General features: G+C 63.6%; 19 protein-coding genes and 1 tRNA gene. 8 read left to right on the top strand and 12 right to left on the bottom strand.

Annotated elements, in window-relative coordinates; all coding sequences use genetic code 11:
- Positions 1–2 precede the first annotated feature (2 nt).
- On the bottom strand, positions 3–1,079 hold the full coding sequence (locus EWM63_RS11730) for a tartrate dehydrogenase (protein ID WP_130186680.1): 1,077 nt from the start codon (positions 1,077–1,079) through the stop codon (positions 3–5).
- Positions 1,080–1,166: 87 nt separating this feature from the next.
- Between EWM63_RS11730 and EWM63_RS11725 the strand changes: the two genes are divergently transcribed.
- Positions 1,167–2,063: a LysR family transcriptional regulator gene (locus EWM63_RS11725; RefSeq protein ID WP_130186679.1), complete on the top strand. Its 897-nt coding sequence runs from the start codon at positions 1,167–1,169 to the stop codon at positions 2,061–2,063.
- Between the two features lie 142 nt (positions 2,064–2,205).
- Here EWM63_RS11725 and EWM63_RS11720 read toward each other — a convergent pair whose 3' ends face one another.
- From EWM63_RS11720 to mscL, 3 genes are all read right to left on the bottom strand, one after another.
- Positions 2,206–2,901, bottom strand: a complete 696-nt coding sequence (locus EWM63_RS11720) for a DUF2461 domain-containing protein (RefSeq protein WP_130186678.1) — start codon at positions 2,899–2,901, stop codon at positions 2,206–2,208.
- A gap of 8 nt (positions 2,902–2,909) precedes the next feature.
- The gene (locus tag EWM63_RS11715) at positions 2,910–4,067 is read right to left on the bottom strand and encodes a S1C family serine protease (RefSeq protein WP_130186677.1); all 1,158 of its coding nucleotides are present in this window, start codon (positions 4,065–4,067) and stop codon (positions 2,910–2,912) included.
- Between the two features lie 100 nt (positions 4,068–4,167).
- On the bottom strand, positions 4,168–4,593 hold the full coding sequence (mscL, locus tag EWM63_RS11710) for a large conductance mechanosensitive channel protein MscL (RefSeq protein WP_130186676.1): 426 nt from the start codon (positions 4,591–4,593) through the stop codon (positions 4,168–4,170).
- A gap of 226 nt (positions 4,594–4,819) precedes the next feature.
- Here mscL and petA point away from each other — a divergent pair, with 226 nt between their 5' ends.
- The 6 genes from petA (at position 4,820) to EWM63_RS11680 (ending at position 9,062) form a co-directional block, all read left to right on the top strand.
- On the top strand, positions 4,820–5,428 hold the full coding sequence (gene petA, locus EWM63_RS11705) for a ubiquinol-cytochrome c reductase iron-sulfur subunit (RefSeq protein ID WP_130186675.1): 609 nt from the start codon (positions 4,820–4,822) through the stop codon (positions 5,426–5,428).
- Between the two features lies 1 nt (position 5,429).
- Positions 5,430–6,842 (top strand): cytochrome b, encoded by a 1,413-nt coding sequence (locus EWM63_RS11700; RefSeq protein WP_130186674.1) that lies wholly within the window; start codon positions 5,430–5,432, stop codon positions 6,840–6,842.
- Positions 6,843–6,867: 25 nt separating this feature from the next.
- The gene (locus tag EWM63_RS11695; RefSeq protein ID WP_130190330.1) at positions 6,868–7,632 is read left to right on the top strand and encodes a cytochrome c1; all 765 of its coding nucleotides are present in this window, start codon (positions 6,868–6,870) and stop codon (positions 7,630–7,632) included.
- A gap of 128 nt (positions 7,633–7,760) precedes the next feature.
- A complete protein-coding gene (locus EWM63_RS11690) occupies positions 7,761–8,372 on the top strand; it encodes a glutathione S-transferase N-terminal domain-containing protein (RefSeq protein ID WP_090436157.1) in 612 nt (203 codons plus the stop codon).
- 76 nt (positions 8,373–8,448) lie between these two features.
- Positions 8,449–8,958 carry a ClpXP protease specificity-enhancing factor gene (locus EWM63_RS11685; protein WP_130186673.1) on the top strand — a complete coding sequence of 170 codons (510 nt, stop codon included), beginning with the start codon at positions 8,449–8,451 and terminating at the stop codon, positions 8,956–8,958.
- Between the two features lie 28 nt (positions 8,959–8,986).
- A tRNA-Thr gene (locus tag EWM63_RS11680) sits at positions 8,987–9,062 on the top strand.
- A 115-nt stretch (positions 9,063–9,177) separates the two neighbouring features.
- Here EWM63_RS11680 and EWM63_RS11675 read toward each other — a convergent pair.
- The 5 genes from EWM63_RS11675 to EWM63_RS11655 form a co-directional block, all read right to left on the bottom strand.
- Positions 9,178–9,570 carry a hypothetical protein gene (locus tag EWM63_RS11675; protein WP_130186672.1) on the bottom strand — a complete coding sequence of 131 codons (393 nt, stop codon included), beginning with the start codon at positions 9,568–9,570 and terminating at the stop codon, positions 9,178–9,180.
- Positions 9,571–9,693: 123 nt separating this feature from the next.
- Positions 9,694–10,722 (bottom strand): LacI family DNA-binding transcriptional regulator, encoded by a 1,029-nt coding sequence (locus EWM63_RS11670; protein ID WP_165390804.1) that lies wholly within the window; start codon positions 10,720–10,722, stop codon positions 9,694–9,696.
- Between the two features lie 80 nt (positions 10,723–10,802).
- Positions 10,803–12,698 carry an MFS transporter gene (locus EWM63_RS11665; RefSeq protein ID WP_130186670.1) on the bottom strand — a complete coding sequence of 632 codons (1,896 nt, stop codon included), beginning with the start codon at positions 12,696–12,698 and terminating at the stop codon, positions 10,803–10,805.
- Complete coding sequence (locus EWM63_RS11660; RefSeq protein ID WP_130186669.1) at positions 12,661–13,911, bottom strand: DUF2264 domain-containing protein; 1,251 nt, start codon at positions 13,909–13,911, stop codon at positions 12,661–12,663. Before EWM63_RS11660 ends, EWM63_RS11665 begins: the two co-directional genes overlap by 38 nt.
- A gap of 58 nt (positions 13,912–13,969) precedes the next feature.
- The gene (locus EWM63_RS11655; protein WP_130186668.1) at positions 13,970–16,402 is read right to left on the bottom strand and encodes a TonB-dependent receptor; all 2,433 of its coding nucleotides are present in this window, start codon (positions 16,400–16,402) and stop codon (positions 13,970–13,972) included.
- A gap of 438 nt (positions 16,403–16,840) precedes the next feature.
- Between EWM63_RS11655 and EWM63_RS11650 the strand changes: the two genes are divergently transcribed.
- On the top strand, positions 16,841–17,923 hold the full coding sequence (locus EWM63_RS11650; protein ID WP_130186667.1) for a LacI family DNA-binding transcriptional regulator: 1,083 nt from the start codon (positions 16,841–16,843) through the stop codon (positions 17,921–17,923).
- 10 nt (positions 17,924–17,933) lie between these two features.
- Here the strand turns inward: EWM63_RS11650 and EWM63_RS11645 are convergent, their stop codons facing one another.
- From EWM63_RS11645 to EWM63_RS11635, 3 genes are all read right to left on the bottom strand, one after another.
- Positions 17,934–19,097 (bottom strand): glycoside hydrolase family 88/105 protein, encoded by a 1,164-nt coding sequence (locus tag EWM63_RS11645; RefSeq protein WP_130186666.1) that lies wholly within the window; start codon positions 19,095–19,097, stop codon positions 17,934–17,936.
- A 28-nt stretch (positions 19,098–19,125) separates the two neighbouring features.
- The gene (locus EWM63_RS11640) at positions 19,126–20,949 is read right to left on the bottom strand and encodes a hypothetical protein (RefSeq protein ID WP_130186665.1); all 1,824 of its coding nucleotides are present in this window, start codon (positions 20,947–20,949) and stop codon (positions 19,126–19,128) included.
- A 215-nt stretch (positions 20,950–21,164) separates the two neighbouring features.
- Positions 21,165–24,068 carry a polysaccharide lyase family 8 super-sandwich domain-containing protein gene (locus EWM63_RS11635; protein WP_130186664.1) on the bottom strand — a complete coding sequence of 968 codons (2,904 nt, stop codon included), beginning with the start codon at positions 24,066–24,068 and terminating at the stop codon, positions 21,165–21,167.
- Positions 24,069–24,511: the final 443 nt, after the last annotated feature.

Raw genomic sequence — 24,511 nt, 5'->3', positions numbered from 1 at the left:
AATCAGAGGAGGGCGGCGATGGCTTCGCCCATCTGCGTGGTGGATGCCTGCCCGCGCATGTCCGGCGTATGTGGTCCGTCGCGCAGCACCTGCTCAATGGCTGCCATGATGGCGTCGTGCGCGGCCTTGAACCTGGCGTCGCCGTTGCCCAGGAAGTCCAGCATCATCGCGCCGCTCCAGATCATCGCCACCGGATTGGCGATGTTGCGGCCGTAGATGTCCGGCGCCGAGCCGTGTACGGGTTCGAACAGCGAGGGCAGCGTACGCTCCGGATTCAGGTTGGCCGATGGCGCAATGCCGATCGTGCCCGTGCACGCCGGGCCCAGGTCGGAAAGGATGTCGCCGAACAGGTTCGAGGCCACCACCACGTCGAAGCGCTCGGGGCTCAGCACGAAGCGGGCGCACAGGATGTCGATGTGGTACTGGTCCCATTTCACGTCGGCATAGGCGGACGCCATCGCTTTTACGCGCTCGTCCCAGTAAGGCATGCTGATCGAGATGCCGTTCGATTTCGTGGCCGACGTCAGGTGCTTTTTCGGGCGCGACTGCGCCAGCTCGAACGCGTATTTCAAGATCCGGTCCACGCCCTTGCGGGTGAACACCGATTCCTGCAATACCGTCTCGCGCTCGGTGCCTTCGAACAGCCGGCCGCCAACGGACGAGTACTCGCCCTCGGTATTTTCGCGCACCACGTAGAAATCGATGTCGCCCGGCTGCTTGTTGGCCAGCGGGCATGGCACGCCCGGCATCAGCCGCACCGGGCGCAGGTTCACGTACTGGTCGAACTGGCGGCGGAACTGGATCAGCGAGCCCCACAGCGATACATGGTCCGGCACCGCGTCGGGCCACCCCACGGCGCCGAAGTAGATCGCGTCGAAGTCGCGCAGCTGCGCGAACCAGTCGTCCGGCATCATCTTGCCGTGCTGCCGGTAATAGTCGCAGTTGGCCCACTCGAACGTGGTGAATTCCAGCGGCAGGTCGAAGCGTTGCGCCGCGGCGCGCAGCGTGCGCAGGCCTTCCGGCATGACTTCCTTGCCGATGCCGTCGCCGGCAATCACGGCGATGCGTTGCGTTTTCATGTGATCCTCCTGGTTGAAGGGCCCCAGCATAGCGAATTTACGCGGTGGATATAATCTGCCTTTCCGTTACCCAACTGTTCACGAATCGTGAAGAATCTGCCAGCACTCGATGACCTGCGGTTGTTCTGCACCGTTGCGCGGCTGAAGAGTTTTGCCGCCACCGCCCGCACGCTTGGCGTGTCGAACGCCCTGGTCAGCAAGCGGATCGGTGTGCTGGAAGATTTATTTGGCCTGCGCCTGCTGCATCGCACCACCCGCACCGTGGCGCTGACCGAGCAGGGTCAGGTGGTGCACGGCTGGGCACTGCGCATCCTGGAAGACGTGGAACAGATGGGCGACGCGGTTTCCACGGAAAAGATGGCGCCTTCCGGCCTGCTGCGCATCTGCACCAGTTCCGGCTTCGGTCGCAACAGGGTGTCGCCAGCCCTGTCGGCATTGGCGAAACGCCACCCGGCACTGGAGATCCAGCTCGAATTACTGGACCGTTCCGTCGACCTGATCGGCGAGGATTTTCACCTCGATATCCGTGTCGGCCAGGCGCACGAACCGCACCTGATCTCGCGCCGCATCGCACGCAATGCGCGGGTGCTGTGCGCGGCACCCACCTATCTGGCCGGGTACGGCATGCCGGCCACGCTGGCGGACCTGGTGGCCCACCGCTGCATCGCGATCCGCGAACGCAACGAGGATTTTGGCCGCTGGACGCTGCAAGGGCCGCACGGCGAAGAAACGGTGAAGGTGAGGGGGCCATTGTCGGCCTCGAACGGTGAAGTGGTGCACGGCTGGGCACTCGATGGCCATGGCATCATCCTGCGCTCCATCTGGGACGTGGGGCCCGCGATCGGGCGAGGAGAACTGGTGCGCGTCCTGCCGGCCTACGAACAGCCCGCAGATGTGTGGGCGATCTATCCATCGCGGCTGTCGACGTCCGCGCGAGTGCGTGTCTGCGTCGAGTTTCTCGAGGAATGGCTGCGCAGCCAGTAGGAATCCCGTGGCAACAACGCTGCCAAAACCGGTGACAGGCACCGTTTAACCTGAAACATTCCCACAAAACCGGTGACAGACACCGGTTTATCCGGAATGTTTCCGCATGGGCGAGCGCGCAAGGGCGCCACCGTTGCCGTGATCAGGCCGCTTCGTCCTGCTCGTCGACCCTGGCCGCCCGCATCCACTGCACGAGCGGCAGCGCATCCTTGAACCCGCCGGCAATCATCGGCACCAGCGCATCCGGATCGTTCAGGTCCAGGTCCACGTCGGTCCACACGAAAAAGCTCTTCAGCTTGATGAATTCGATGTGCTCGTGCTCCGGGTCGAACCCCTTGGGCGGGCGCTGCAGCTTGCCTTCGTTCTGGATGGTGCCGTAGGTCGCCTTCAGGCCGCGGCTGTTCAGCGCCTTGCGAAAGCCCACCGGGTCTTCCACCATGTGCCGGCGCAGCGCGCGCAGCCGGTGCGGCGGCGGCATGTATTCCCCGGCGCCAAACTGCACCTGGCCATGGCCGTTCAGCTGGAAGTAGTAGGTGGGGCCGCCGGACTGGCTCGGCCGGCGCAGGTCGCTGGGCGCGAGCGCGGCCGAGAAGTTGTCCTTGTACGGCCGCTTGTCATGGGCGAAGCGCACGTCGCGGTTGATGCGGAAGATCGCCTTCTTTGGATTGCAGTACTTCACTTCGGGATCGAACTTGCCCGTTGCCGCGATCACCTGCGTCACGAGTTCCGTAAACTCCTCGCGCAGGATGTCGTAGCGCGGCTTGTTCATCACGAACCACGGGCGGTTGTTGTTTTCGGCCAGTTCTTGCAGGTAGCCGTTCAGGTCACGCAAATGCATTGGATGCTCTACTTTTTAGGGACTGGGCGCTTGCCCACGGTGATGGCCAGTTCGGCTTCGCGGTTCTTGCGCAGCACGCGCATGGTGGCTTTGCCGCCCGGCTCGAGCTGGGCGATCAGGTTCAGCATCTCGTTCGTGTCGCGCACCGGTTTGCCGTCGACGGAAAGCAGGATATCGCCCGGCTTCATGCCGGCCTTGTCGGCAGGGCCGTTGCGCACCACGCCGGCGATGATGGCGCCGGTGTCGCGCTGCAGGCCAAAGCTTTCCGCCAGCTCCGGCGTGATCTCCTGCGATTCCACGCCGATCCAGCCACGCACCACATGGCCGCTCTTGATGATCGACTCCATCACCGTCTTGGCGGTGCTGACGGGGATGGCGAAACCGATGCCCACCGAGCCGCCTGTCTGCGAATAAATCGCCGAATTGATCCCGAGCAGGTTGCCATTGGTATCGATCAGCGCACCGCCCGAGTTGCCGAAGTTGATCGCCGCATCCGTCTGGATGAAGTTCTCGAAATGGTTGATGTGCAGGTTGTTGCGGCCCAATGCGGAGATGATGCCCATCGTGACCGTCTGGCCCACGCCGAACGGATTGCCGATCGCCAGCACCACGTCGCCCACCTTTGCGCTGTCCACATTGCCGAGCATGATCGCCGGCAGCTGTTTCAGCTCGATCTTGATGACGGCCAGGTCGGTTTCCGGGTCCGTTCCCACGAGCTTGGCGGAAGCCTTGCGGCCATCGGCCAGCACGGCCTCGATCTCGTCCGCCGCTTCCACCACATGGTAGTTGGTGAGGATGTAGCCGTCGGGGCTGACGATCACGCCGGAACCCAGGCTGTTTGAATCGTCTTCTTCCTCTTCGCCGTCGCGGTCGCCGAAGAAGCGCTTGAAATAGGGATCGCGCAGCAACGGGTGCTTGTCCGGCATCGCCTTCGACGTGAGGATGTTGACCACGGCCGGCATGGCCCGGCCGGCGGCCGTGCGGAACGAATTCGGCGTGGGCGCGGGCGCGGCCACGATGGCCGAAGCCGGCTGCGTTGGCGTGCCGAGCTGTTGCACCGTGCCGGACCGCGCGCGCGGCCAGTCTGGCTGCACGGCGGAATAAACGAAATACAGTGCCAGCACGATGGTCACCGCTTGCGCAAACAATAACCACAGTCGTTGCATGGCGTTCCTACAGAGATGGCGGCTGGGAGGTCGTGCGGCAGAAGGGACCAAGGTTTGGGTCGAACTTCCTTCTGCCGCGCAGCCTCCTTGCGCCGCTCGGTTATTTTTTCAGGGCGTCGCGGATTTCGCGCAGCAGCAGGACATCTTCCGCCGGTGGCGCCGGCTCGGTCGGCTTGCTGGGTTCTTCGAGCCGCTGGCGGGCCTTGTGTACCAGCCGCACCATCTGGAAGATCACGAACGCCAGGATGACGAAGTTTAACAGGATGGTGAGGAAGTTCCCGTAGGCGAGCACCGCGCCCAGCTTCTTGGCCTCGAGCAGGGGCAGGGCCGGGTCCTGGTTATTGAGCGGGAAATAATAGTTGGCGAAATCGAGCCCGCCCAGCAGCTTGCCGATCGGCGGCATGATGATGTCCTGCACCAGCGAATCGACGATCTTGCTGAAGGCGGCGCCGATGATCACGCCCACAGCCAGATCGATGACGTTACCCCGCATCGCAAACTGCTTGAACTCCTGCATTATCCCCATCGCAATCCTCCTGTAGTGGTAGTCAGAACGGTGGATCATACTGTTTTTTCAATAGCGAGCCCAAGCCTTCTGAACCCGTGTTTACGGTGCGCCGCAACATGGCAGCCATTTTTACTATTGCAACCTTTTCGCTTTGATGAGTGTTTATGTTCACTTATAATTTTGTGTTGCTATAGGTCTGTTGTCGCTTTACAAATATTCGAATTTTTATAAGATTGGGGTTTGTATGAGCATTGAGAAGCAGGTCGATCCCAGCCGGCGAGGTCTGTTAGTGGCCACGTGTGCTGCGGGGGGCGTTATCGGAATCAGTACCGCAGGCGTTCTGGTCAGCACGTTTCAACCCTCCGAGCGCGCCAAGGCCGCGGGCGCGCCGGTCGAAGTAGACATCTCCTCCCTGGCACCCGGCGAAATGGTCACCGTCGAATGGCGTGGCAAGCCGGTATGGATCCTGCGGCGCACCCCCGAGATGCTCGCTTCGCTGAAGAAGACGGATGGCCAGGTGGCCGATCCCGGTTCTGAGCGCAATCCCGACGAATTCACGCCTTCCTATTGCATCAACGAGGCCCGCGCCATCAAGCCCGAATTCCTCGTGGCCATCGGCATCTGCACCCACCTCGGCTGTTCCCCCTCCACCAAATTTACCCCCGGCCCGCAGCCCTCGCTGCCCGACGACTGGAATGGCGGCTTCTTCTGCCCCTGCCATGGTTCCACGTTCGACCTGGCCGGCCGCGTGTTCAAGAACAAGCCCGCGCCGGACAACCTGGTGGTGCCGCGCCACATGTACCTGAGCGATACCCGCATCGTGATCGGCAAAGACGAGAAAGGCGAGGCATAACATGGGCGGGTTCAAGGAGACGAAACTGCCGGCCGATGCGCCGGTGGCACAGAAGGCACTGGGCTGGGTCGACGACCGCTTCCCGCTGTCGAAATTGTGGAACGACCAGTGGGGCCGCTACTACGCCCCCAAGAACTTCAACTTCTGGTACATCTTCGGTTCGCTGGCCATGTTCGTGCTGGTGCTGCAGATCGTGACCGGCATCTTCCTGACGATGCACTACAAGCCGGATGCGAACCTGGCGTTCAACTCCGTCGAATACATCATGCGCGAAGTGCCTTGGGGCTGGCTGGTGCGCTACATGCACTCGACCGGCGCCTCGGCGTTCTTCATCGTCATCTACCTGCACATGACGCGGGCGCTGCTGTACGGTTCCTACCGCAAGCCGCGCGAGCTGATCTGGCTGTTCGGCTTTGCCATCTTCCTGTGCCTGATGGCCGAGGCGTTCTTCGGCTACCTGCTGCCATGGGGCCAGATGTCCTATTGGGGCGCGCAGGTGATCGTCAACCTGTTCGGCGCGATCCCGCTGATCGGGCCGGACCTGTCGCTGTGGATCCGTGGCGACTACGTGGTGTCCGATGCCACGCTGAACCGCTTCTTTGCATTCCACGTGATCGCGATTCCGCTGGTGCTGCTGGGCCTGGTGGCGGCCCACCTGATCGCGCTGCATGAAGTGGGCTCGTCCAACCCCGATGGCATCGAGGTCAAGGACAACCTGGGCCCGGACGGCCATCCGGTCGACTCGATCCCGTCGCACCCGTACTACACGGTGCACGACCTGTTCGGCGTGTCGGTATTCCTGCTGATCTTCTCAACCGTGGTGTTTTTTGCGCCGGAAATGGGGGGCTACTTCCTCGAGTACAACAACTTCCTGCCGGGCGACCCGCTGAAAACGCCGCTGCACATTGCGCCGACGTGGTATTTCACGCCGTTCTACTCGGTGCTGCGCGCCGTCACCGCCGACTTCATCTGGGTGCTGATGGTTGCCGTGGCAGCCTACGTGAGCTTCCTTTGGATGAAATCCCGGCTGGCGTACCTTACCAAGGTCATCATCGCCGTCATCGCTATCGTCCTCATCATCGGCATGCTGCCGCAGGTGCTCGATGCGAAATTCTGGGGTGTGGTGTTCTTTGGCGCCTCGGTGGTGATCCTGGCGTTCCTGCCATGGCTTGATCATTCGCCGGTGAAATCCATCCGTTATCGCCCGACCTGGCACAAGTACCTGTATGCGCTGCTGGCGATCACGTTCGTGACGCTCGGTTACCTGGGCACGCAACCGCCTTCGGTCGCCAAGACGATCGTGTCGCAGGCCGGTACGCTGTACTACTTCGCGTTCTTCCTGCTGATGCCGTGGTGGAGCACGATGGGTACCTTCAAGAAGGTGCCCGATCGCGTCGTCTTCCATCCACATTAACCGGGCCGACCAAAGGACACGAATGATGAATTTCACTCAGAAGTTTTTCGCCCTGGTTGCACTGCTGCCGGCCCTGGCCCTGGGAGCCGAAGGCGGCCATCCGCTGGACCGGGCGCCGGACCGCTCGCACGACATGGCGGCGCTGCAGAATGGCGCCAAGCTGTTCGTGAATTACTGCCTGAACTGCCACAACGCCTCGTCGATGCGCTACAACCGCCTGCGCGACATCGGTCTTTCCGAAGACCAGATCCGCAACAACCTGCTGTTCACCGGCGGGAAAGTGGGCGAATTGATGACCACCGCCATGCCGGCCAAGGATGCCAAGGCCTGGTTCGGCGTGGTGCCACCCGACCTGTCCGTGATTTCCCGGGCCAAGTCGGGCCCGGCGGGCTCCGGCGGCGACTACCTGTACACCTACCTGCGCACGTTCTACAAGGACGATACCCGGCCGACCGGCTTCAACAACCTGGTGATCCCGAACGTGGCGATGCCACACGTGCTGTGGCAGTTGCAGGGCGTGCAGGGTGCCAAATGGGTGGACGAAAAAGACCCGCACGATGCCAGCAAGACCATCCACAAGTTCGCCGGCTTCGAGCAGCTCACGCCCGGCACGATGAGCAAGCTGGAGTTCGATACGGCGGTGGCGGACCTGGTCGGCTACATGGAATGGATGGCGGAACCGGCGCAGCAGACGCGCAAGCGCCTCGGCGTGGCGGTGCTGCTGTTCCTGTCCGTCTTTGCCTTCCTGGCATGGCGCCTGAACGCGACTTATTGGAAAGAAATCAAATAAATTTGATTTTTACCAGCCGATTTTGGTAAGGTCGGGGTTTTTGCGCCGAACCGGCCCTGCCGGTCCGGGCCAACTGGGGTGAACCGCTCGCGGTCTCGCCCCCTTTGTTTTCTTAAGGAACTACCAACATGATGGTTCTCTACTCGGGCACCACTTGCCCATTCTCGCAGCGCTGCCGCCTGGTCCTGTTCGAAAAGGGCATGGATTTCGAAGTGCGCGACGTCGACCTGTTCAACAAGCCGGAAGACATTTCGACGATGAACCCGTATGGCCAGGTGCCGATCCTGGTCGAACGCGAATTGATCCTGTACGAATCGAACATCATCAACGAGTACATCGACGAGCGCTTCCCGCATCCGCAACTGATGCCGGCCGACCCGCTGATGCGCGCCCGTGCCCGCCTGATGCTGTTCAACTTCGAGAAGGAACTGTTCGTGCACGTGCACACGCTGGAAAGCGAGCGCAACAAGACGAACGACAAGAGCCACGACAAGGCCCGCGCCGAAATCCGCGACCGCCTGACCACGCTGGCACCGCTGTTCCTGAAGAACAAGTACATGCTGGGCGACGAATTCTCGATGCTCGACGTGGCCGTCGCCCCGCTGCTGTGGCGCCTGGACCATTACGGCATCGAACTGTCGAAGACGGCCGCGCCGCTGATGAAGTACGCCGAGCGCATCTTCTCGCGCCCGGCCTACATCGAAGCGCTGACGCCTTCCGAGAAGGTGATGCGCCGCTGATCGGCGGTTCGCGCAAGTTCACGCAATACCGGCGCCTGCCAGCCCACCGGGGGGCGCCGGCTCAAGAAGAACAGTCATGGCAGAAATTTCAACCAAGCCCTACATGCTGCGCGCCATCTACGAATGGTGCACGGACAGCGGCTATACGCCGTACCTGGCGGTCAAGGTGGATTCCGCGACCACGGTGCCGATGGAGTACGTGAAAAAGGGCGAGATCGTGCTCAACATCAGCTACGGCGCCACGTCCGGGCTGAAGATGGACAACGACAGCATCCGCTTCCATGCCCGCTTCGGCGGCGTGTCGCGCGAGATCTTCATCCCCGTCAACAACGTGATGGCGATCTACGCCAACGAGAATGGCCAGGGCATGGCATTCGAGCCGGTACTGGGGCAGGCTTCCGCCCCCGCGCCCGCGCCAACGGCGGAACCGCCCGCGCCGGCACTGTCGTCGGTGCCTTTGTCATCCGCGCCGGCGCCTGCCGTGTCGCCGGTCCCGGCGCCCACCAAGTCGGATGACAACGGTCCGGACGATGGCGGCGACGGTCCCAAGAAGGGCGGCCGGCCTACCCTCACCAGGATCAAATAGCGTATAATTTCGCTGTTGTTCAGATCACGCCGGCTTAGCTCATTTGGTAGAGCAGTTGATTTGTAATCATCAGGTGGCCAGTTCGAAACCGGCAGCCGGCACCAGAGTAAAGCAAAGGGTTACAGGATTATTCCTGTAACCCTTTGTCGTTCTGGCCGCTGGTTCAGGGCGGATGGACGTACTACGTGACGAGGCGACGTTCTGGTATTCCCTGGTTGCCTATGATTGACCGACCGCGCAATGCCGCGTGGCGGGCGTCATCCTCAATCGGTGACCGCATCTGGTACATGTGAACAGCGATGGTCCGGAAGGGGACGATGCAGGTTGCGCCATGATCCGCAATTCGCCGCTATCGATGTAGCATTTGGTGCAGCCCGGAGGAAGCGCTTTCGTGTGCTGCAATCCAAACAGATGCGCTCGTTTCAATTTCTGGTGAAGAAACTTGAATGCGTCGGCAAGCTCGTTCATCTGTTTTCGCTGCTCGGGCAATCCAGCCTCTCCGGCGAACAGGAATTTTTCTTCCATGTCGAATTCGCGAAGCTGCAGCGTGTATTCCTGGTGATACAACTCGCGCTTCCTGGCGATGACATCGGCAATCACTTCCCTGCTCATCACTTCTCCTTTGACACCGGGCGCCCGGCGATACCCGCGGAATTGCATTGTTAAAGACGCGAGGCTGCCAGCAAGCATGCGGGTTACCGCATGCCTGTGATGGCCTGATGTCATGACGCGGACTTACGGATGCGGCGGCGCGGCCGCCGTCGATTCCCTTACCAGGAACTCGCTGGGGAATTCCACGCGTTGTCGCCTGCCCGGCTCGTTATTTATCCTGAGCAGCAGTTCCTGGACGGCGGCCTTGGCCATTGCACCGATCGGATGGCGCAATGTGGTGATCTTCGGCTGCACAAAGCTGGCAATCGGTGCGTCGTCAAAACCGATCAGCGACACCTGTTGCGGCAGGGTCAAGCCGGCGGCCTGGAGGACCTGCATCGATCCCGCGGCCATCTCGTCGTTGGCGGCGAAGATCGCCGTCGGGCGGTTGGCCATGCCGAGGAGGCGTTCGGTCGCCTCGGCGCCGGAAAGCAGGGAAAAGTCGCCCTGTTGCACGAGTTCGGGATCGAAGACGATGCCGGCATCGTCCAGCGCGGCGCGATAACCACGCTCGCGTTCCTCGCTCTGGCCCGTATAGCCGAAACCACGGATGAAGGCGATGCGGCGGTGGCCGAGATCGATCAGGTGATGGGTCGCATCGCGGGCGCCATTGAAATTATCGCCATTGATCACGGGAAGCCCGGTCACCTGCTTGCAATAATTGATCAGCACGACCGGGCGGCTGCTTTGCTCCAGCATCGCCAGGTATTCGTCGCTCATCCGTGGCATCACGTAGATCAGTCCGTCCCATAGCCCGTTCAGCAATTGGTCCAGCCGCTGGCCATTGGCCAGGCTGAAGTCATCGACGGCGTTATAGATGAACAGGTCCATGTGGTGACGCCGGACTTCAGCGCTCAGTTCGGTGACATAGGCGTTGATGACCGTGGAAGCAAGGTCGTTGACGACTGCCCCGATGACATTCGTACGGCCACCTTTCATGGCGCGCGCCAGCGCGTTCGGCGTGTACCCCAGTTCGGCGGCGGCAGCCAGTACCTTTGCCTTTGTTTCCTCGGTGATGTACCCATCGCCGCTGAGGGCGCGCGAGGCCGTCATGCGCGCCACGCCCGCCTTTTTTGCCACTTCGATCAGCGTTACACCCGTACTTTTCTTCATTGAGCAGCCGCAAGCTTGTAAAAATGAGAACGATATCACACCCATGCGCGCCATGAGACCGTGCAAATCGGGACAGTGATTCATCGTGCGAAGTGCCTTTCGATTTCTTCGAGCGTCTTGCCTTTCGTTTCAGGCAGCAGGAATGCGGCAGCCATGAAATACAGCACCGCGCATCCCGCCCAGAAGTAAAACATGGACGCATAGCCGTACTGGCCCACCGTCGGCAGGAACATGCCGGCAATCACGGTGGACACGAACTGGTTGACCAGCAGGGCGATGCTCATGCCGCTGGAACGGATGCGGGTTGGCATCAGCTCGGCAAGCGCCAGCCATACGCAGACCCCTGGGCCGACAGCGAAACTGGCGATGAAGCCGACGATGCAGGCAGCGACCAGCCAGCCTTGCGCCGGGGCCGGAACGGGCGCCGCCGTGGCCTTGTCGATGCGCAGGGGCGCGCCGGCTGCCAGCGCCGGGTCTGGAAACGGATTCATCCCCAGGCGGCGGAACAGCTGGCCAATCACATTATCGGGCGCGACCGTGCCGGTCCTCATGATGCGCAATACCGGTATGCCGCCATCACGCTCGATGCGCAGCGCCTGGACATTGCTGAAGCCGCCGTAGGAGTAGGCCACATTCAAGGTGACTGCACGGTCGTCCAGTGCGGGCGCTCCCAGCGCATGCAGGCTGGCCGGGGTCAGGGCCAGCGTCAGCCCGTCATGGTCCGCGCGCATTTGCAGGGCGGCGCGCACGTCGCTGCCGCCGCGTTCGGCGGTCTGGAACAACAGCCCTGCCAGCATCAGCGAGATGGCGATGCCGCTGCTGCCCAGCATCAGCAGGAATCGGCGGCCCTTCCGGTCCACCAGCACCAGGGCCACCACGGTCATCACGGCATTCAGCGTCTTGATGGCCACGTCGCCGAGATTGGCCATCGCGCCGGGCAGGCCCGCCTGGTTCAGGATGGTGACGGCATACGCCAGGATCGAGTTGATGCCGGTGGCCTGGTTGCAGGCCAGGATCAGGCAGGCCAGCAGGAAGGGGTAGCTGTAACGGCGGCTCAACAGGCTGTCCTGCCGGCGCGCACCCGGCGCCGAGGGTGCAGCCGCCATGGCCTGTGCGCGGTCGATGTCGGCCAGCTCACTGTCGGCCTGGGCCGGCGAGCGGCTGCGCAGCAGCACCGTGCGGGCTTCGTCGCGCCGGCCCCGCCTGGCCAGCCAGCGGGGCGATTCGCCCAGCTTCAGCACACCGAACGTGAAGGCGAGGCCGGGCGGCAGGCAACACCAGAAAATGCTGCGCCAGGCGTCGTCCTTGAGGGCCAGCAGGGCTGCCGCGCCACTGTGCCGCGCGGCATCCTCCACTTGCTGGGCATAGAACAGGCCGACCAGCGCTGCCGCTACCAGGCCGAGGGTCAGCAGCAACTGGAACAGCGCCGTGCCGCGCCCGCGCCATTGCGGTGACAGGCATTCGGCCAGGTACAGCGGCGCGACCACGCCGATCAAGCCGCCGCTGATGCCCTGCAGCAGGCGGCCCAACAGCAGAGGAATGTAGCCGCTGGCCATGGCAATGACGGGAATGCTGGCGCAAAACAGTGCGCCAGCGAGCAGCAGTGCGGCGCGGCGCCCCCAGAGATCGGCAATCGCTCCGGCCAGCAGCGACGACAGCACGCTGCCCAGCAGGACCGCGGCGACGATGAAGGAAAGCTGCTGGGCATTCAGGTGCCATTGGGTGGAGGCGGTCGCTTCGAGGTAGGGAAGGGCGCCGGCGATGATGCCGACATCGATGCCGTACAGGAGGCCCCCATGCCGGCGACGGCCAGCTGGTAGACCGTGTAGCGGGAGATCGGGCTCGAGACGGGGCTTGAGACAGGACTGGAGATGGAAGAGGACATGGCAGGTGGCCGGATCGAAGAGGGATGATGTGCGTGCGAAGGTCGCGTTGGCCTTAATAGTCCACCGCGTAATCGCGGGGGAAAGGCGCATTTGCAAAGGCCTTTTTCTGCGTCCACGCCAGCGCAGCGGTGGTCCAGTAGGTATCGGTCGGTGGCAAGCCCAGCGCCAGCAGCGCGGTCGAGGCGATGTAGGTGCTGCCATTGTTCGAATACCAGTCCGCGAGACCCGGGTTGTGGCCGGCAAAGCCCAGGGTCAGGAAGCCGTCGGCGGTGAAGTTGCTCGGGTTCGTCCAGATGGTTCGGTGCACCGCATGCAGGGCCGCGCGCACCTGGCCTTCCGGCAGCGATGCGGGCAGCTGCTTGCGCCAGGCCAGTAGGGCCAGCGGCTGGAAGGCCGCGGTCCGGTAGGTCAGCGAGCGGCCGATCACCGGAAAAGTGCCTTCGGGTGAGACGAGGCGTTCCAGGTGCTCGCAATAGCGCTGCGTGCGCTGCAATGTCAGGGCGAGCATGCTCGCCGGATTGTCGCGGTAGACAGCGAGGCCGAGCGTGGTCATCTGTTCCAGGATCTCCAGCTGCATTGGCCACATCACATAGGAGTTGTAGTAATCGAAGTGGAACGCTTCGCCATCCTTGATCCAGCCATCGCCCGCATACCACTCGCTGGTTTTCTTCACGCCCGTGCCGAGCCGTACGATGTCGCCGTCCTCGCCAACCGAGGCCAGCCACACTTCGTTCATCGCGGCAAACAGCAGCCAGTTGTTGTACGGCGGCTGGAAACGGCGGGCTCCGCGTATCTCGGCCACGAGCAGCCGCTTGGTCCGGGCGCTCAGCGGTTCCCATAGCGCGGCAGGGGCCCGCAGCAAGGCATTCGTCAGGTAGGAGGAGTCCACGAGCACCTGGTTGCCGGCGCGCCATGCCAGGTAGTCCGGGCTCGCGGGATCGACGCCCTGTGCAATGCCTTGCAGGGCGAGTTCACGCATCTGCCGGCGCAACCGGCCTTCTTCGCTGTCGCTGTCCGGCAATGCCAGCCATGGGGCGATGCCAGCCAGCAGGCGACCGAAACACTCCAGGTAGCACAGCCTGCTGTCGGCGCCACGCCAGACCGGACTGAGCTCGACGGGGAAGGTCTTTTGCAATTGTCCCTTCGCCATCGCCCGCAGCACCGGCATTGCCATGCGCACCAGCAGGTCGACCATATAGGCGCGCGCATCGCCCGTTGGCGGGGCCGCGGCCGCCAGCTGGTCGCGGCCGGCAACCAGGCCGCCCATCGCGGCAAGTCTGCCGATGAACCTTCGACGTTTCATGCAATGACCTTTCCATGGGCTGGATGCAGTGCGGCCGCCGGCCGCACCGGACCGCGGATCAGAAGGTGGCGTCCAGGCGCACGGTGAAGTAGCGCTGGTAGTCGCGTGCCGGGGTCCACGTGGTGTAGTTCACCAGGTGTGGCGATGCGTTCGGCGCCTTGACGCTCCAGGTGCTGCCGACCGCATTCGCCAGGCCGCTGGCATAGCTCTTGTCGAGCAGGTTGTTCACCATGAAACTGAGTTTGTAGGCATCCTTCCTGTCTTTCAGGCCCATGCCGAGGTTGACGATGCCATAGGCGCCCTGGATGTTGGCGGGGTCCTGGTTCAGGCTGAACTGCGTTGCGCTCTGCCACCGGTAGGCCGCCGTGAAGAAGGCATCGAAGCGGCGCGCAGGCAGCGGCAGGTCGTATTGCGCGCCCAGGTTGAGTTTTATTTTCGGCGCGTTGGGCAGGGTCTTTCCCCGCAGGTCCGCCACGTTGGTGTTGTTGTAGCGGGGATTGGGGGCGCAATTGCCGCCAGGGACCGCGGATAATCCATCCGCGCTTGGCACGCTGTAGCAGGGGCCGTTCTCGAATGCCGTGATGATGGCGCGGGTGAACGCGAACGCCCCATTCACCGTCAGTTCCCGGCTGGCGCGCCAGGTCGCATCGACTTCCACGCCGCTGGTGCGCAGCCCGCCGATGCTGTGCAGTGTCGTGCGGTACTGGCCATCGGGATCGATGAACCCGGCCGATTGCTGGAAGCCCTTGAAGTTGGTGCGAAAGATGGCCAGGTTCAGCATGGCACGGTTGTCCAGCAGCGAGAGCTTGGCACCGAGTTCCATGTTCTTCGCCGTTTCCGCCGGTACCGGCTGGTGGGCGGCGATCGCCGCGGTCAGGCTGCTGGTCAAGTCATAGGCGACGCCTTTGTGGCCAGTGGAAAACAAGCCGTACACCATCGTGTCCGGATCGACGTGGTGTTCCACGCCGATCTTTCCCGTCACGTCGCGATTGCTGTCCTTCTTGGCCAGGTAATCGATCGGCGTGCGGGTACCGGCTGGTGGCGGCGCGAACCGCGTGAAGTCGTAGCCGGTATCTTCCCGGTTCAGCCGCAGACCAGTGATGAGGCTGGTCCTGCTGGCGAATTCCCACGAGGATTGGCCGAACAGGGCATAGCTGGTGTTGCGGGCGTGGGCGTTGTACCACGAAGCAATGGGCCCGACGGGCGACTTCTTCAGTTCCCGCTCCAGCCGGTTGTCGCCGTACCAAAGGCCCGCGACGTAGCGGAGCTTGCCCGTGTCCGGCGAGGTCAGGCGCAATTCCTGCGTGCGCGACTTCACCTCGAAGAAGCCGGCCTGGTACTGGCCCCCGGTGAAGCCGCTTGGCCGGCCGTTGAGGAGGGTGTAGCGCAGCGTGTCCGCGTCCAGCCCGTCGACATCCTGGAAGTCGTCCATCCGGTAGGACTGGTACGAAGTGATGGAGCTGAGCATGTGGCCCGCCAGCGGCGAATCGTCGGCGAACGTGTAGGCGACCTTCAGGCCGCTGCCCGCATCGCGCCCCCTGCCGCCGGCGGGGTAGTCCGTGCGCACTGCAACATTGCCCGGACCGATCGGAATGCCGGCCAGCACCTGGGATGCCGGCAACTGGGCGATGTTCTGGTACAGGCCGCCGGGCGTCATCGAGGTGTAAGGCGACAGGCAGCAGTTGGCATTGCTGCGGTTGGCGTGGGGGGACAGAACGATTTCCAGGTTATCGAGCGGGGTCCATGCCAGTTTTGCCGAAACCGTCGTGTTGTAGGAACCGTTGAGATCCTTGCCATCCGTCAGGTTCTTGACGACGCCGGGGAAGCCGGTGCGGCTGGCCGCCAGCCGTACCCGCACGGTATCGCTGATGGCGCCGGACGTGGCAGCGCTGACGCGCCACTCGTGGTCGCTGGTCGCGAGGGTGCTGGTGCGGGTGCGCCAGTTGCTTTCGATCGGCTTCGTCGTGATGTTGATGGCGCCGGCGATCGAGCTCTTGCCAAGCAGCGTGCTCTGCGGCCCTTTCAGCACTTCGATGCGGTGCACGTCCGCCAGGTCCTTGAAGGCGTTGGCCTGCATGCCGACGGGGATGTCATCGATGATGACGGACACGTCCGCCTCCACGCCGATACCCAGGGAGTAAGTACCGATGCCACGCATGTTGATGGAGTTGTTGGCCGGCTGGCTGCCGTAGTTGATCGTCAAGGCGGGCGACAGCGAAGGCAGGTCGGACAGGTCACGCACATTGTTGCGTTGCAAGGAGGCGTCGTTCAGCACGCTGACGGCGGCGGGCACGTCCTGCAGGTTCTGGGCCCGCTTGTTGGCGGTCACGATCACGGTTTCCAGTCGGGTGCCATCGTCCGGCGCGGTGGTCGCGGGCGGTGCCTGGTCGGCCCACGTGTTGCCAGTGGCCAGGGCGGTCATGGCCAGCGCCACCGCCATGGCGGCCGGGCGGAGGGAGACTGCATGCTGCTCGTTACAGGGAATGCGCATCGACTTCTCCAGTCATTTTTCGAAAGTATTCGACTATCCCGCTTGCCCAGGCCAGGCGTGCTTCCAGGCAGGCAAAGAATGTCAGTTCAATGCACAGGCAGAAAAAGGGATCGTTCCCATTTCATGCCGCGTGCTACCAGCGGATACTGCCTTGTCCAGCTTATTGCCATGGACGTGCCACGCCGCCGTTTGCAGTTCTGCGATGCGGAAATCACGGGCTTGCGGCGTTGGCAATGCTTCTGATCACGATGTGGGAACGATATCAGTTTGTAATAGAGCATGCAACATGTTTGTGCCGCGAGGATGTTCGGCTGGCGCATCGGAGGAGAACGACACACCGCGGCAGCGGTTCGCGCCGTGGCGGCAGGAAGCGCTGCCGCATGGCGGGCATGGGATAATCCTGTCGACCGCTGATCGCGCATATCGAGAACGACACTGATGACAAAAGAATGGATGGGTAAAATGGGCACCACGCTGGTCGACGTCGCCGAGGCCGCCGGGGTCTCCACCATGACGGCTTCGCGCGCGTTCAGTGGTGCCGGCTATGTGGCGGAAGAGGTAAAGGCGAAGGTGCTCGAGGCGGCTGCTTCGCTCGGCTATTCCCCGGATGCCGCGGCGCGCATGCGGAAGAGCGGACGCACCAATGTCGTCGGCTTCGTCGTTACCGACATGACCTCGACCGTGATCAACGAGTTCGTCGCCGAGATGGGTGCCGTGGTGCACGAACATCACATGGACCTGCTGATCTACAACACCTTCGGCGAACTCGATGTCGATGGCGGCAAGCGCATCAGCGAGCTGCTGGACAGCCTTTGGGATGGCCTCGTGTTCGTCACGCCGCGCATGACCGAACCCTATTTGCAGACGCTGGAAAAGAGCGACACACCGGTCGTGCTGGTGAACTACTGCGCCAGGGAGACCTCGCTCCCGGTCGTGATCGGCGATAACGTCAATTGTTCGCGTGACGCGGTCACGCACCTGATCGATCTCGGCCATCGCCGTATCGGCTTTATTCGTGGCACGCCTTATTCCGGGCAGAGTGCGGAGCGCGAGCGTGGCTACCGCCTGGCATTGGAACAGGCGGGTATCGTGGCCGACGAGCGCCTGGTCGGGCAGGGTGAATTCAATGAACATACCGGTTTCGAGGCCGCGCGCTTGCTGCTGGCGCAGCCCGACCGCCCGACGGCGATCTTCGCCGCCAACGATGCCATGGCGATCGGTTGCATGCGCGCGGCGCGCGAGGCCGGCCTGAAGCTGCCCGACCAGCTGTCCCTTGTCGGCTTCGACGACATGGCGGGCGCCGGCATGCTGCAACCGGGTTTGACGACCCTGCGCCATCCAGCCCCCGAGATGGCGCGCGCGGCCGTCGGCGAGCTGATCCGCCGTATCCACAATGAACCGGGCAAGCGACAGCGCATGACGTTTCCCGGCGAACTCGTTATCCGCGCGTCCACGGCGCCGCCCGACGTCGCGACGCCCGGCAAGGAACGGGCGCGCCGGCCGCGCAAGTCGGCCGCCTAGGGCGGTTGAATCAAAGCGGTTTGGCCTTGCCCGGGGCCATCCGGTACACCTCGCTGCCGGCCAGCAGGAATGCGCCAACACCGAACACTTCCGTGCCCTGGGGATCGAACGCGCGCGGATCCTGGCCAGCCGGTTGCACATCGGTCAGTTTGCCGTCGGCCTGCACGCTGGCCGTCAGCCCGGCCCAGGCCCGCTTCACGGCGGGAGCGAACACCGAGCGCTCGAGCAAGCCTTCGTTGACGCCCCACGCCAGCGCATAGGTGGTCAGCGCCGTGCCGCTGGTTTCCTTGAGCGGATAGCTATCGGGGTCCAGCAGGCTGGTGCGCCATGTGCCATCGGCGTGCTGAAGGGCCAGCAGCCGCTGGGCCATGTCCTTGAATTGGCGTTCGAAGCGGGGGCGTGCGGGATGGGCCGGCGGGATGTACTGCATCATGCGCACCAGGCCGCCCATGACCCAGCCGTTGCCGCGGCTCCAGAACACCTTGCGGCCATTCGGTTCGCGCTTGGCAAAGTACGTGCTGTCGCGGAAGAACAGCCGCTCCTCGGGGTCATACAGGAAGTCGGCAGTGCGCCACCAGTGCGCGATCGCCAGTTCCAGGTAGCGCGGGTCACCGGTGGCGGCCGTCAGGCGCGCCCATGTGGGCGGCGCCATGAAGAGCGCGTCGCACCACACCCAGCGCTGCAACGCGCCCGGCGCATCGAAGCGCAGCGAACCTTCGCGGGGTTCGGCCAGGATGCCGTCGAACTGCGCGCGCATGGGCGCGATCATCGCCGGATCGCGGAACTGCAGGTACAACTCGGCGTACGTCTGCCCGACGATATGGTCATCCGCGAAATAGCGGTAGGGCCCCAGCTTCCAGCCGTTCTGTTCGCCCATCCGGCGCATCGCTTCACGGTAGCGCGGGTCGTCGGAAATGCCGGCCAGCGCCATCATGCCGGCATAACCGGCGCCTTGCGTCCAGTCGGTCGGCGGGTGCGCGCTGGGGTGGCCGAGCTGCCAGTCGGCTGCCCGCTGCATGATCTCGATCACAGCCGCCTGCGTTGCCTCGGGCGCGGGCTGGGCCGTGTGCGATGCAGGGGCCGGCGCGGCGGCAAGCGCCGTGCCGGCCGGCACGGCCACCATGGGGAAAGCCAACAGCAGCGCGGCACACAGCCGCAAGGGATTCGTCGTCATCGTGTGGAGTCCTTGGGTTGGTTTGAAATCAGTAACGGATGGTCCAGCTCACCACGAGCGGCTCGCGCAGGCTGATGGCGCCGCTGGCGCACCGGACCACGGTATGCATCTGCCCATATGGGGCCCGATAGTCCGGGCTGTCCCCCGCGGGAAGCGCCTGGCAGGATGCGAGGCCTTTCACGTCGAAGCTGCGCACGGTGCCTTCGGCAAAACCGATCGCTGTGCCGGCAGCGGTGGCGCCCCTTGAAAATGACGCGAACTCCAGCGTCACGTCGGCCACCTCCACGGGTACGACGGCCGTGTAGCGGTCGGTGCGGGTAATGGCTCCCGGCATCAAGGCGTATTCCGTGTCGACGCGGATGCGGGGATCCTTCTGCGGCAGGTCCTGACCGAGGCGTGTCAGGGCGTCCTGGCGGTAGCTGACGATCTGCCCGGCGCCGCTGGCGCGCGCCTGGATGTCCTGGATGAAGGCCGTGGCGATCAGTTCGCTGCCATCGGCCAACGTGAACTTCGGCAGCAGTTGCGGCCGCGCCGCGCCGCTATCGGCGATTCCTGACACGATGCTGTGGGAGAAGGATAGCGGGTAATACGGGCTGTGGGCATGCATGCCGGGCCCGCCATTGACCATCGACAGGCTGAACACGTGGTCCCCGTCACGCCACGTGGCCAGCGCGCGGTCGTACCGGCCCTGGGCGAAACGCGTCAGGCTGAACTTCGGGCGGGCCCGTTGCAGCCACTGGGCCAGGTCCTCGCGCGGAGCACGGCCCGCCATGCCGGCGCGCGACCACAGGTCGCTGGTGACGATCAGCTGATGCAGCAGCGAAAAATTCTCGCCCAGGATACGGTAGTTGCCGCGGTAGGCATCGGTGCGGCGTCCACCGCCCCACAGGTCGACCGAGCGCAGTTCCGGCTGGTACCAGAAGCGCATGTACCGCTCGGCGATGCGGGCGGAATAGGCATAGGCGTATTCCTTTTCTTCGGCGCTGAGCACGCCGAGGTAAGCAGCGGTCGACAGGATTTCCAGCATCGCCGTCTCGCCGTAGGGCCCCAGGCTGCGGCCCATGGTGAAGCCGGTGCCGTCAGCGCTGGCGCTGTTCAGCGCCACGTCGGCGGACTTGCGCAGCAGCGCTTTCAGTTCTGCCGGGACCTCCATGCCTGTTTCCAGGAAACGCTCGCAAATCTCGGCGCTGAGCAGGATGCTGTAGCGGTCGAAACGCCCGTGGCCATCGGTTTCGTCGCTGAAACCGAAGTCGCCCGAGTAGGCCGCGTAATGCTTCATCATTTTGTCGAGCAGTACTTCGCTGGCGCGCGTGTCTTCCCAGCCCATCAGCGCGCGCAGCCGGGCGATGCTGAAGGCGACGCCGTAATAGTTGGTGGGCAGGCTGGACAAGGTGAAATCGCTCTCGCGAACGAAGCTGCGCCAGTCGAGCCGCTGGCGCAGTGCCGCCAGGGTGTCGGGCCGCACGGCCCGCTGCAGCAAGCCTGCCTTGTTCAGCCGGTGCAGGGCGCCCATGTAGTAGTAGATGCCCCAGGTTTCATTGTCCATGCCGACGGTGAGATCGGCCAGCCTGGCGTAATCGCGCAGCATGGCGGGCAGGCGCGGGTCGTCTGGCGGCAAGTGCACCAGCAGGTCGGCCAAGCCGGCAGCGACCTTTCCCGGCAGGTATTTGTCCTTGGTCCTGAAGGCTTCCTTGCCACCCAGCGTGAAGTTTTCCCCTTCCGCCACCAGTTTCTGGAAAAGCCATTCCAGTTGTGGATAGGCTTGCTCGACGGTGCTGTCCAACGGCGCGGTCGCGTGGGCGGGCGCGGCCTGCAGGAGGGCCGCGGCAAACAGTACAACCAAATGACGCATTGATTCTCCGGAAAAGTTTGGGCCGGGCCATGCCGGCGGTCGCGCCGGACAGCTTGCATGGTCCGGCGCTTGGGCTTGTAACATTTAAACTAAGGGAACGATATCATAACGTGTTTGAATGCGGTATCGGTTTTTATCGTGGTGCTACGCGCAGCATTCGAGCCTAGCGAAAACTACCGTGCAGGTCGCCCGGTGTGTCCTGCTGGTGCGCCGCGCTAGCGCGTCCTGATGACCAGTTGCGGACGGAAAATGGCGGTGCCGTTTTCCTTGCTGGCGTACTCGATCCAGCCGTTGGCGCCATAGCTGCTGGCCAGTTCCAGTACGAGGGACAGCTGACGGTTGCCCTGCAGCGCGGCGCTGACCGCATTCGTGACGTCGACCGTGACCGGTTCCTGGGCAGCCGGTGCTGTCCAGCTGCCAAGCAGCGCACCGGCGGCCGGCGCGTTGGTCCAGTTCAGCGTGGCTTCGGACCAGCTCGCGCTGCTGGCCAGCAGCAGATTGGTCGTCATGGACGTGCTCTGGCCGATCGAGGAAGTGGTCAGCATGAGACTGGCGCTGTCCAGTGTGCCCGTGATGGCCGACAGGTCGAACCGGACGAAGGCCTTGCGATGGTAGTTGGATGTATCTTTCTTCAGTACCAGGCTGTTCGTGCTGCCGTAGTTGGTCGTCGCATAGGTACCGTCACGAACATAGGCATCCGCGGCGGGCGGCAGGCTATGGACCGTGTGCAGGGCGAAGCGCGCCGTGAACGATTTGCCGGCCGCGGCGCCGGTGCTGACCGCCAGCTTGATGGTGGGGCTCAACTGCACTACCGTCACCGCCGCGTCCGCACTGGTCAGTGCCGATGCGCTCCGGTTGATTTCGATGTTGATGACACCGGTATTGGCCTGGGTGGGATCGGCAACACTGACCTCCAGGTCGGTGCCGGTCTGCTGCATCACCACCGCGGCCTTGCGATCGCTGGTCAGCAGGATCTTGCCTCCCTGGCTGACGGACTTCGTGGCATCGTTCCAGAACACGGCGCCAGTCAGCCCGAGGGCGCTGTCGGCGACCGCGATGGCGCTGGTCGACCGTTCGAGCACCGCGACCGTGGGTGCCGCCGCGTAGGCAGCGGTTGCCGCTGCGCTGCGGTTGGGCAGGACCACGTAGCTGTAGGAGCCTGCCGTTGGATCGGTGCCGTGCTGCAGCGCCAGGCTGAGGAAGGTGTTCGAGACCGGGTCGGCGCTGGCAGTGGTGTTGATGTCGCTCCACGCACCGGTGCGCGTTTCGCGCAGGCCGGTCACCGAAGGCATGGTGGGAAAGTAATAGCCGATGTCGCTGCCGGCGACGCTGCTGGCAAGATGGGCCCACTTCACGCTCCCCATGGTTTCGCTCCAGCCGGCGCTGGCGGATTTCACCGCGCCATTGACCGTCAAGCCATTGTCGCCAGCGGCGTTCAGCTTGCGATTCTCCACGATGGTTTCCACGTTGGCGCCGCCCGTGCTGGCGATGCCGGCTCCGGCAGCGACGATCCGGTCGCCGAACAGGAACCAGGCTTTTTTTCCGGTCAGCGTCGAACCGGTCACGTTGGCGGTGGCGAAGTCGAATGCCACGGCAGCGTAGCGTCCTGCCAGTTCGGCGCCGCCGACCATGTTGCGGGTATTGCGATTGCTGGCCCAGGCGGTCAGCGTGCTGCTGCCGCTGTGGTCGGTGGTGGTTCCCGGCAGGCGCCGCGCATCGATGGTCGGCCAGAAGTTGCCGGTGTACTGGGTCAAGTCGCCGTTGTACAGGTAGCTCATGCCCACGCCGGTCCACCACGCCCTGGTGTTTTCGCCATTGCCGTACTCGAAGGCGGAGATGCGGTTGGAGAAAAGGCTCAGCACGTAGGCGTGGCCGTCTTCGCGTTGGACGACGCGATCGCTCGACGCAAAGACATGGGTGCCCACCGGCTCCTCGGCTGGCGCGATGGCACCGTCGGCGAGGATACTTTTCAGTAAGCCGATCTGGTAGACGGGGACGCCGGCCAGCACGCCCGGCGTGGCGGTCGGCGTCGGCGTGAAATAGGACGTGCCGAAGCTGGTGTCGCGTTGCATCCACCCTTTGAGTACGGTTTTCAGTTCGGCCGCCTGGCTGGCCGGCAGGCTCTGCGCCAGCTCCGCCATGGAACCGATGACGGCGCGGCCATTGCGGTGATCGTCGCCGAACTGGCGCGCGATCGCGCGACCGCGCACCGAATCCATCATGGCGCCATCGTAGATAAACGGGCGGAATGCCTCCATGGCCCATGCGTATGCATTGCCGGCATTGGGATCGGTCACGCTCCACGTCGAGCCGTTGAGGATGTAGAACAGCCGGGCGATATCGGACAGCAGCACCGGGCCATAGCTGCCGATGTAGGCAATGTCCTCATGCTGTATGAACGAGCCATCCACGTAGAAACCATCGCCGCTGGTCACGTAAGGCAGGGTTTGACTGATGGCATCGCGGCCCTGGGCGATCTTGGTGGCGGACTTGGCGAGAATGCCCCGCAATACGACCACGAGCGCCTTGTCGAGGCGATTGGCGCCCGTTTCGGCGGTGCTGGACAGTTTGCCGTTGGCACTGGTACGCAGTGTGGGGTCCGGCACGAAACGGTCGATGGCGGCCATGTACGCGCTGACCTGCGTGGGCGTCAGCAATGGATAGACGGCGACGGCGGCATTGTTGAGCGCCAGCGGCGTGCCGATCTGCCAGTCCCACCAGTTGTCGTACGCAGTTGCCAGCGCGGCCCGGTAGTAGTTCTGGGTGAGCCAGTCGAGTCCGGCCACGATGTCCGTTCCCAGCGCGGCATTGTGATAGAGCGAAGAATGCGGCGAAGCCCAGGCGGCCGCCATGACGGCGAGTCGCGAATAGCTGCCGGTGATGGTGGAGGACTTGGTCCAGTCGCTCAAGTCCGGCCACAGCGACGTGCGGCTGGCGCTGGTGATCAGTGTATTCCAGCTGGCCTGCGCATTCCCTGTATCCGCGGTGATCTGCCTGGCGACATCGGCATCGGCCACGTTGACGCTGCCGCCATTGGCACGCGTCTGCCACTTGGCGCGCAACGTGTCGAACTCATCGGCATGCACGGCGGGTGCATGCATGGCGGCAAACAGGGTCATGCAAAGTGCCAGCGTGCCCAAACCTCGTTTCTTCAAGAACATGTGTGCTCCTCAAGTGGATGTTGAACTGCCTCCCGCCACCGGACCGTGCGCCAGCGACGCTGACGCTTCAAGCCGGTCCTGACAGGTTTCGTTATCGACGCACCCATGCCTGGCAGACCGTTTCATCATCAAAAAGATCAGAGAACATAAAGTGAATGGGAACGATACCTTTCCTTTTCTGGGTATGCAAGGGCTTCCTTCGCCGGCGGCGAAAGCGTGGTATTCCGGCACGCTACGAGGCGCTGTGCGGGTTCGGCTGCCACAGGGCGATGCCGCCGGTATTAAAAGCAAAAAGCCCAGGCTGCATGGCCGGGCTTTTTGCTTTTTGCGCGCCGGTTCTTCCGCTTCCAGTCTTCTGCGCTTGCCGTCCCTCCAGGCGCCACTTGTCGGAGCAGGTCCTC

The organism is Pseudoduganella lutea (assembly GCF_004209755.1).
GTDB classification, from domain to species: Bacteria; Pseudomonadota; Gammaproteobacteria; order Burkholderiales; family Burkholderiaceae_D; genus Rugamonas; species Rugamonas lutea.
Note: the sequence above shows the minus strand (reverse complement) of the source record. Positions and strands in the feature narration are given on the sequence as shown.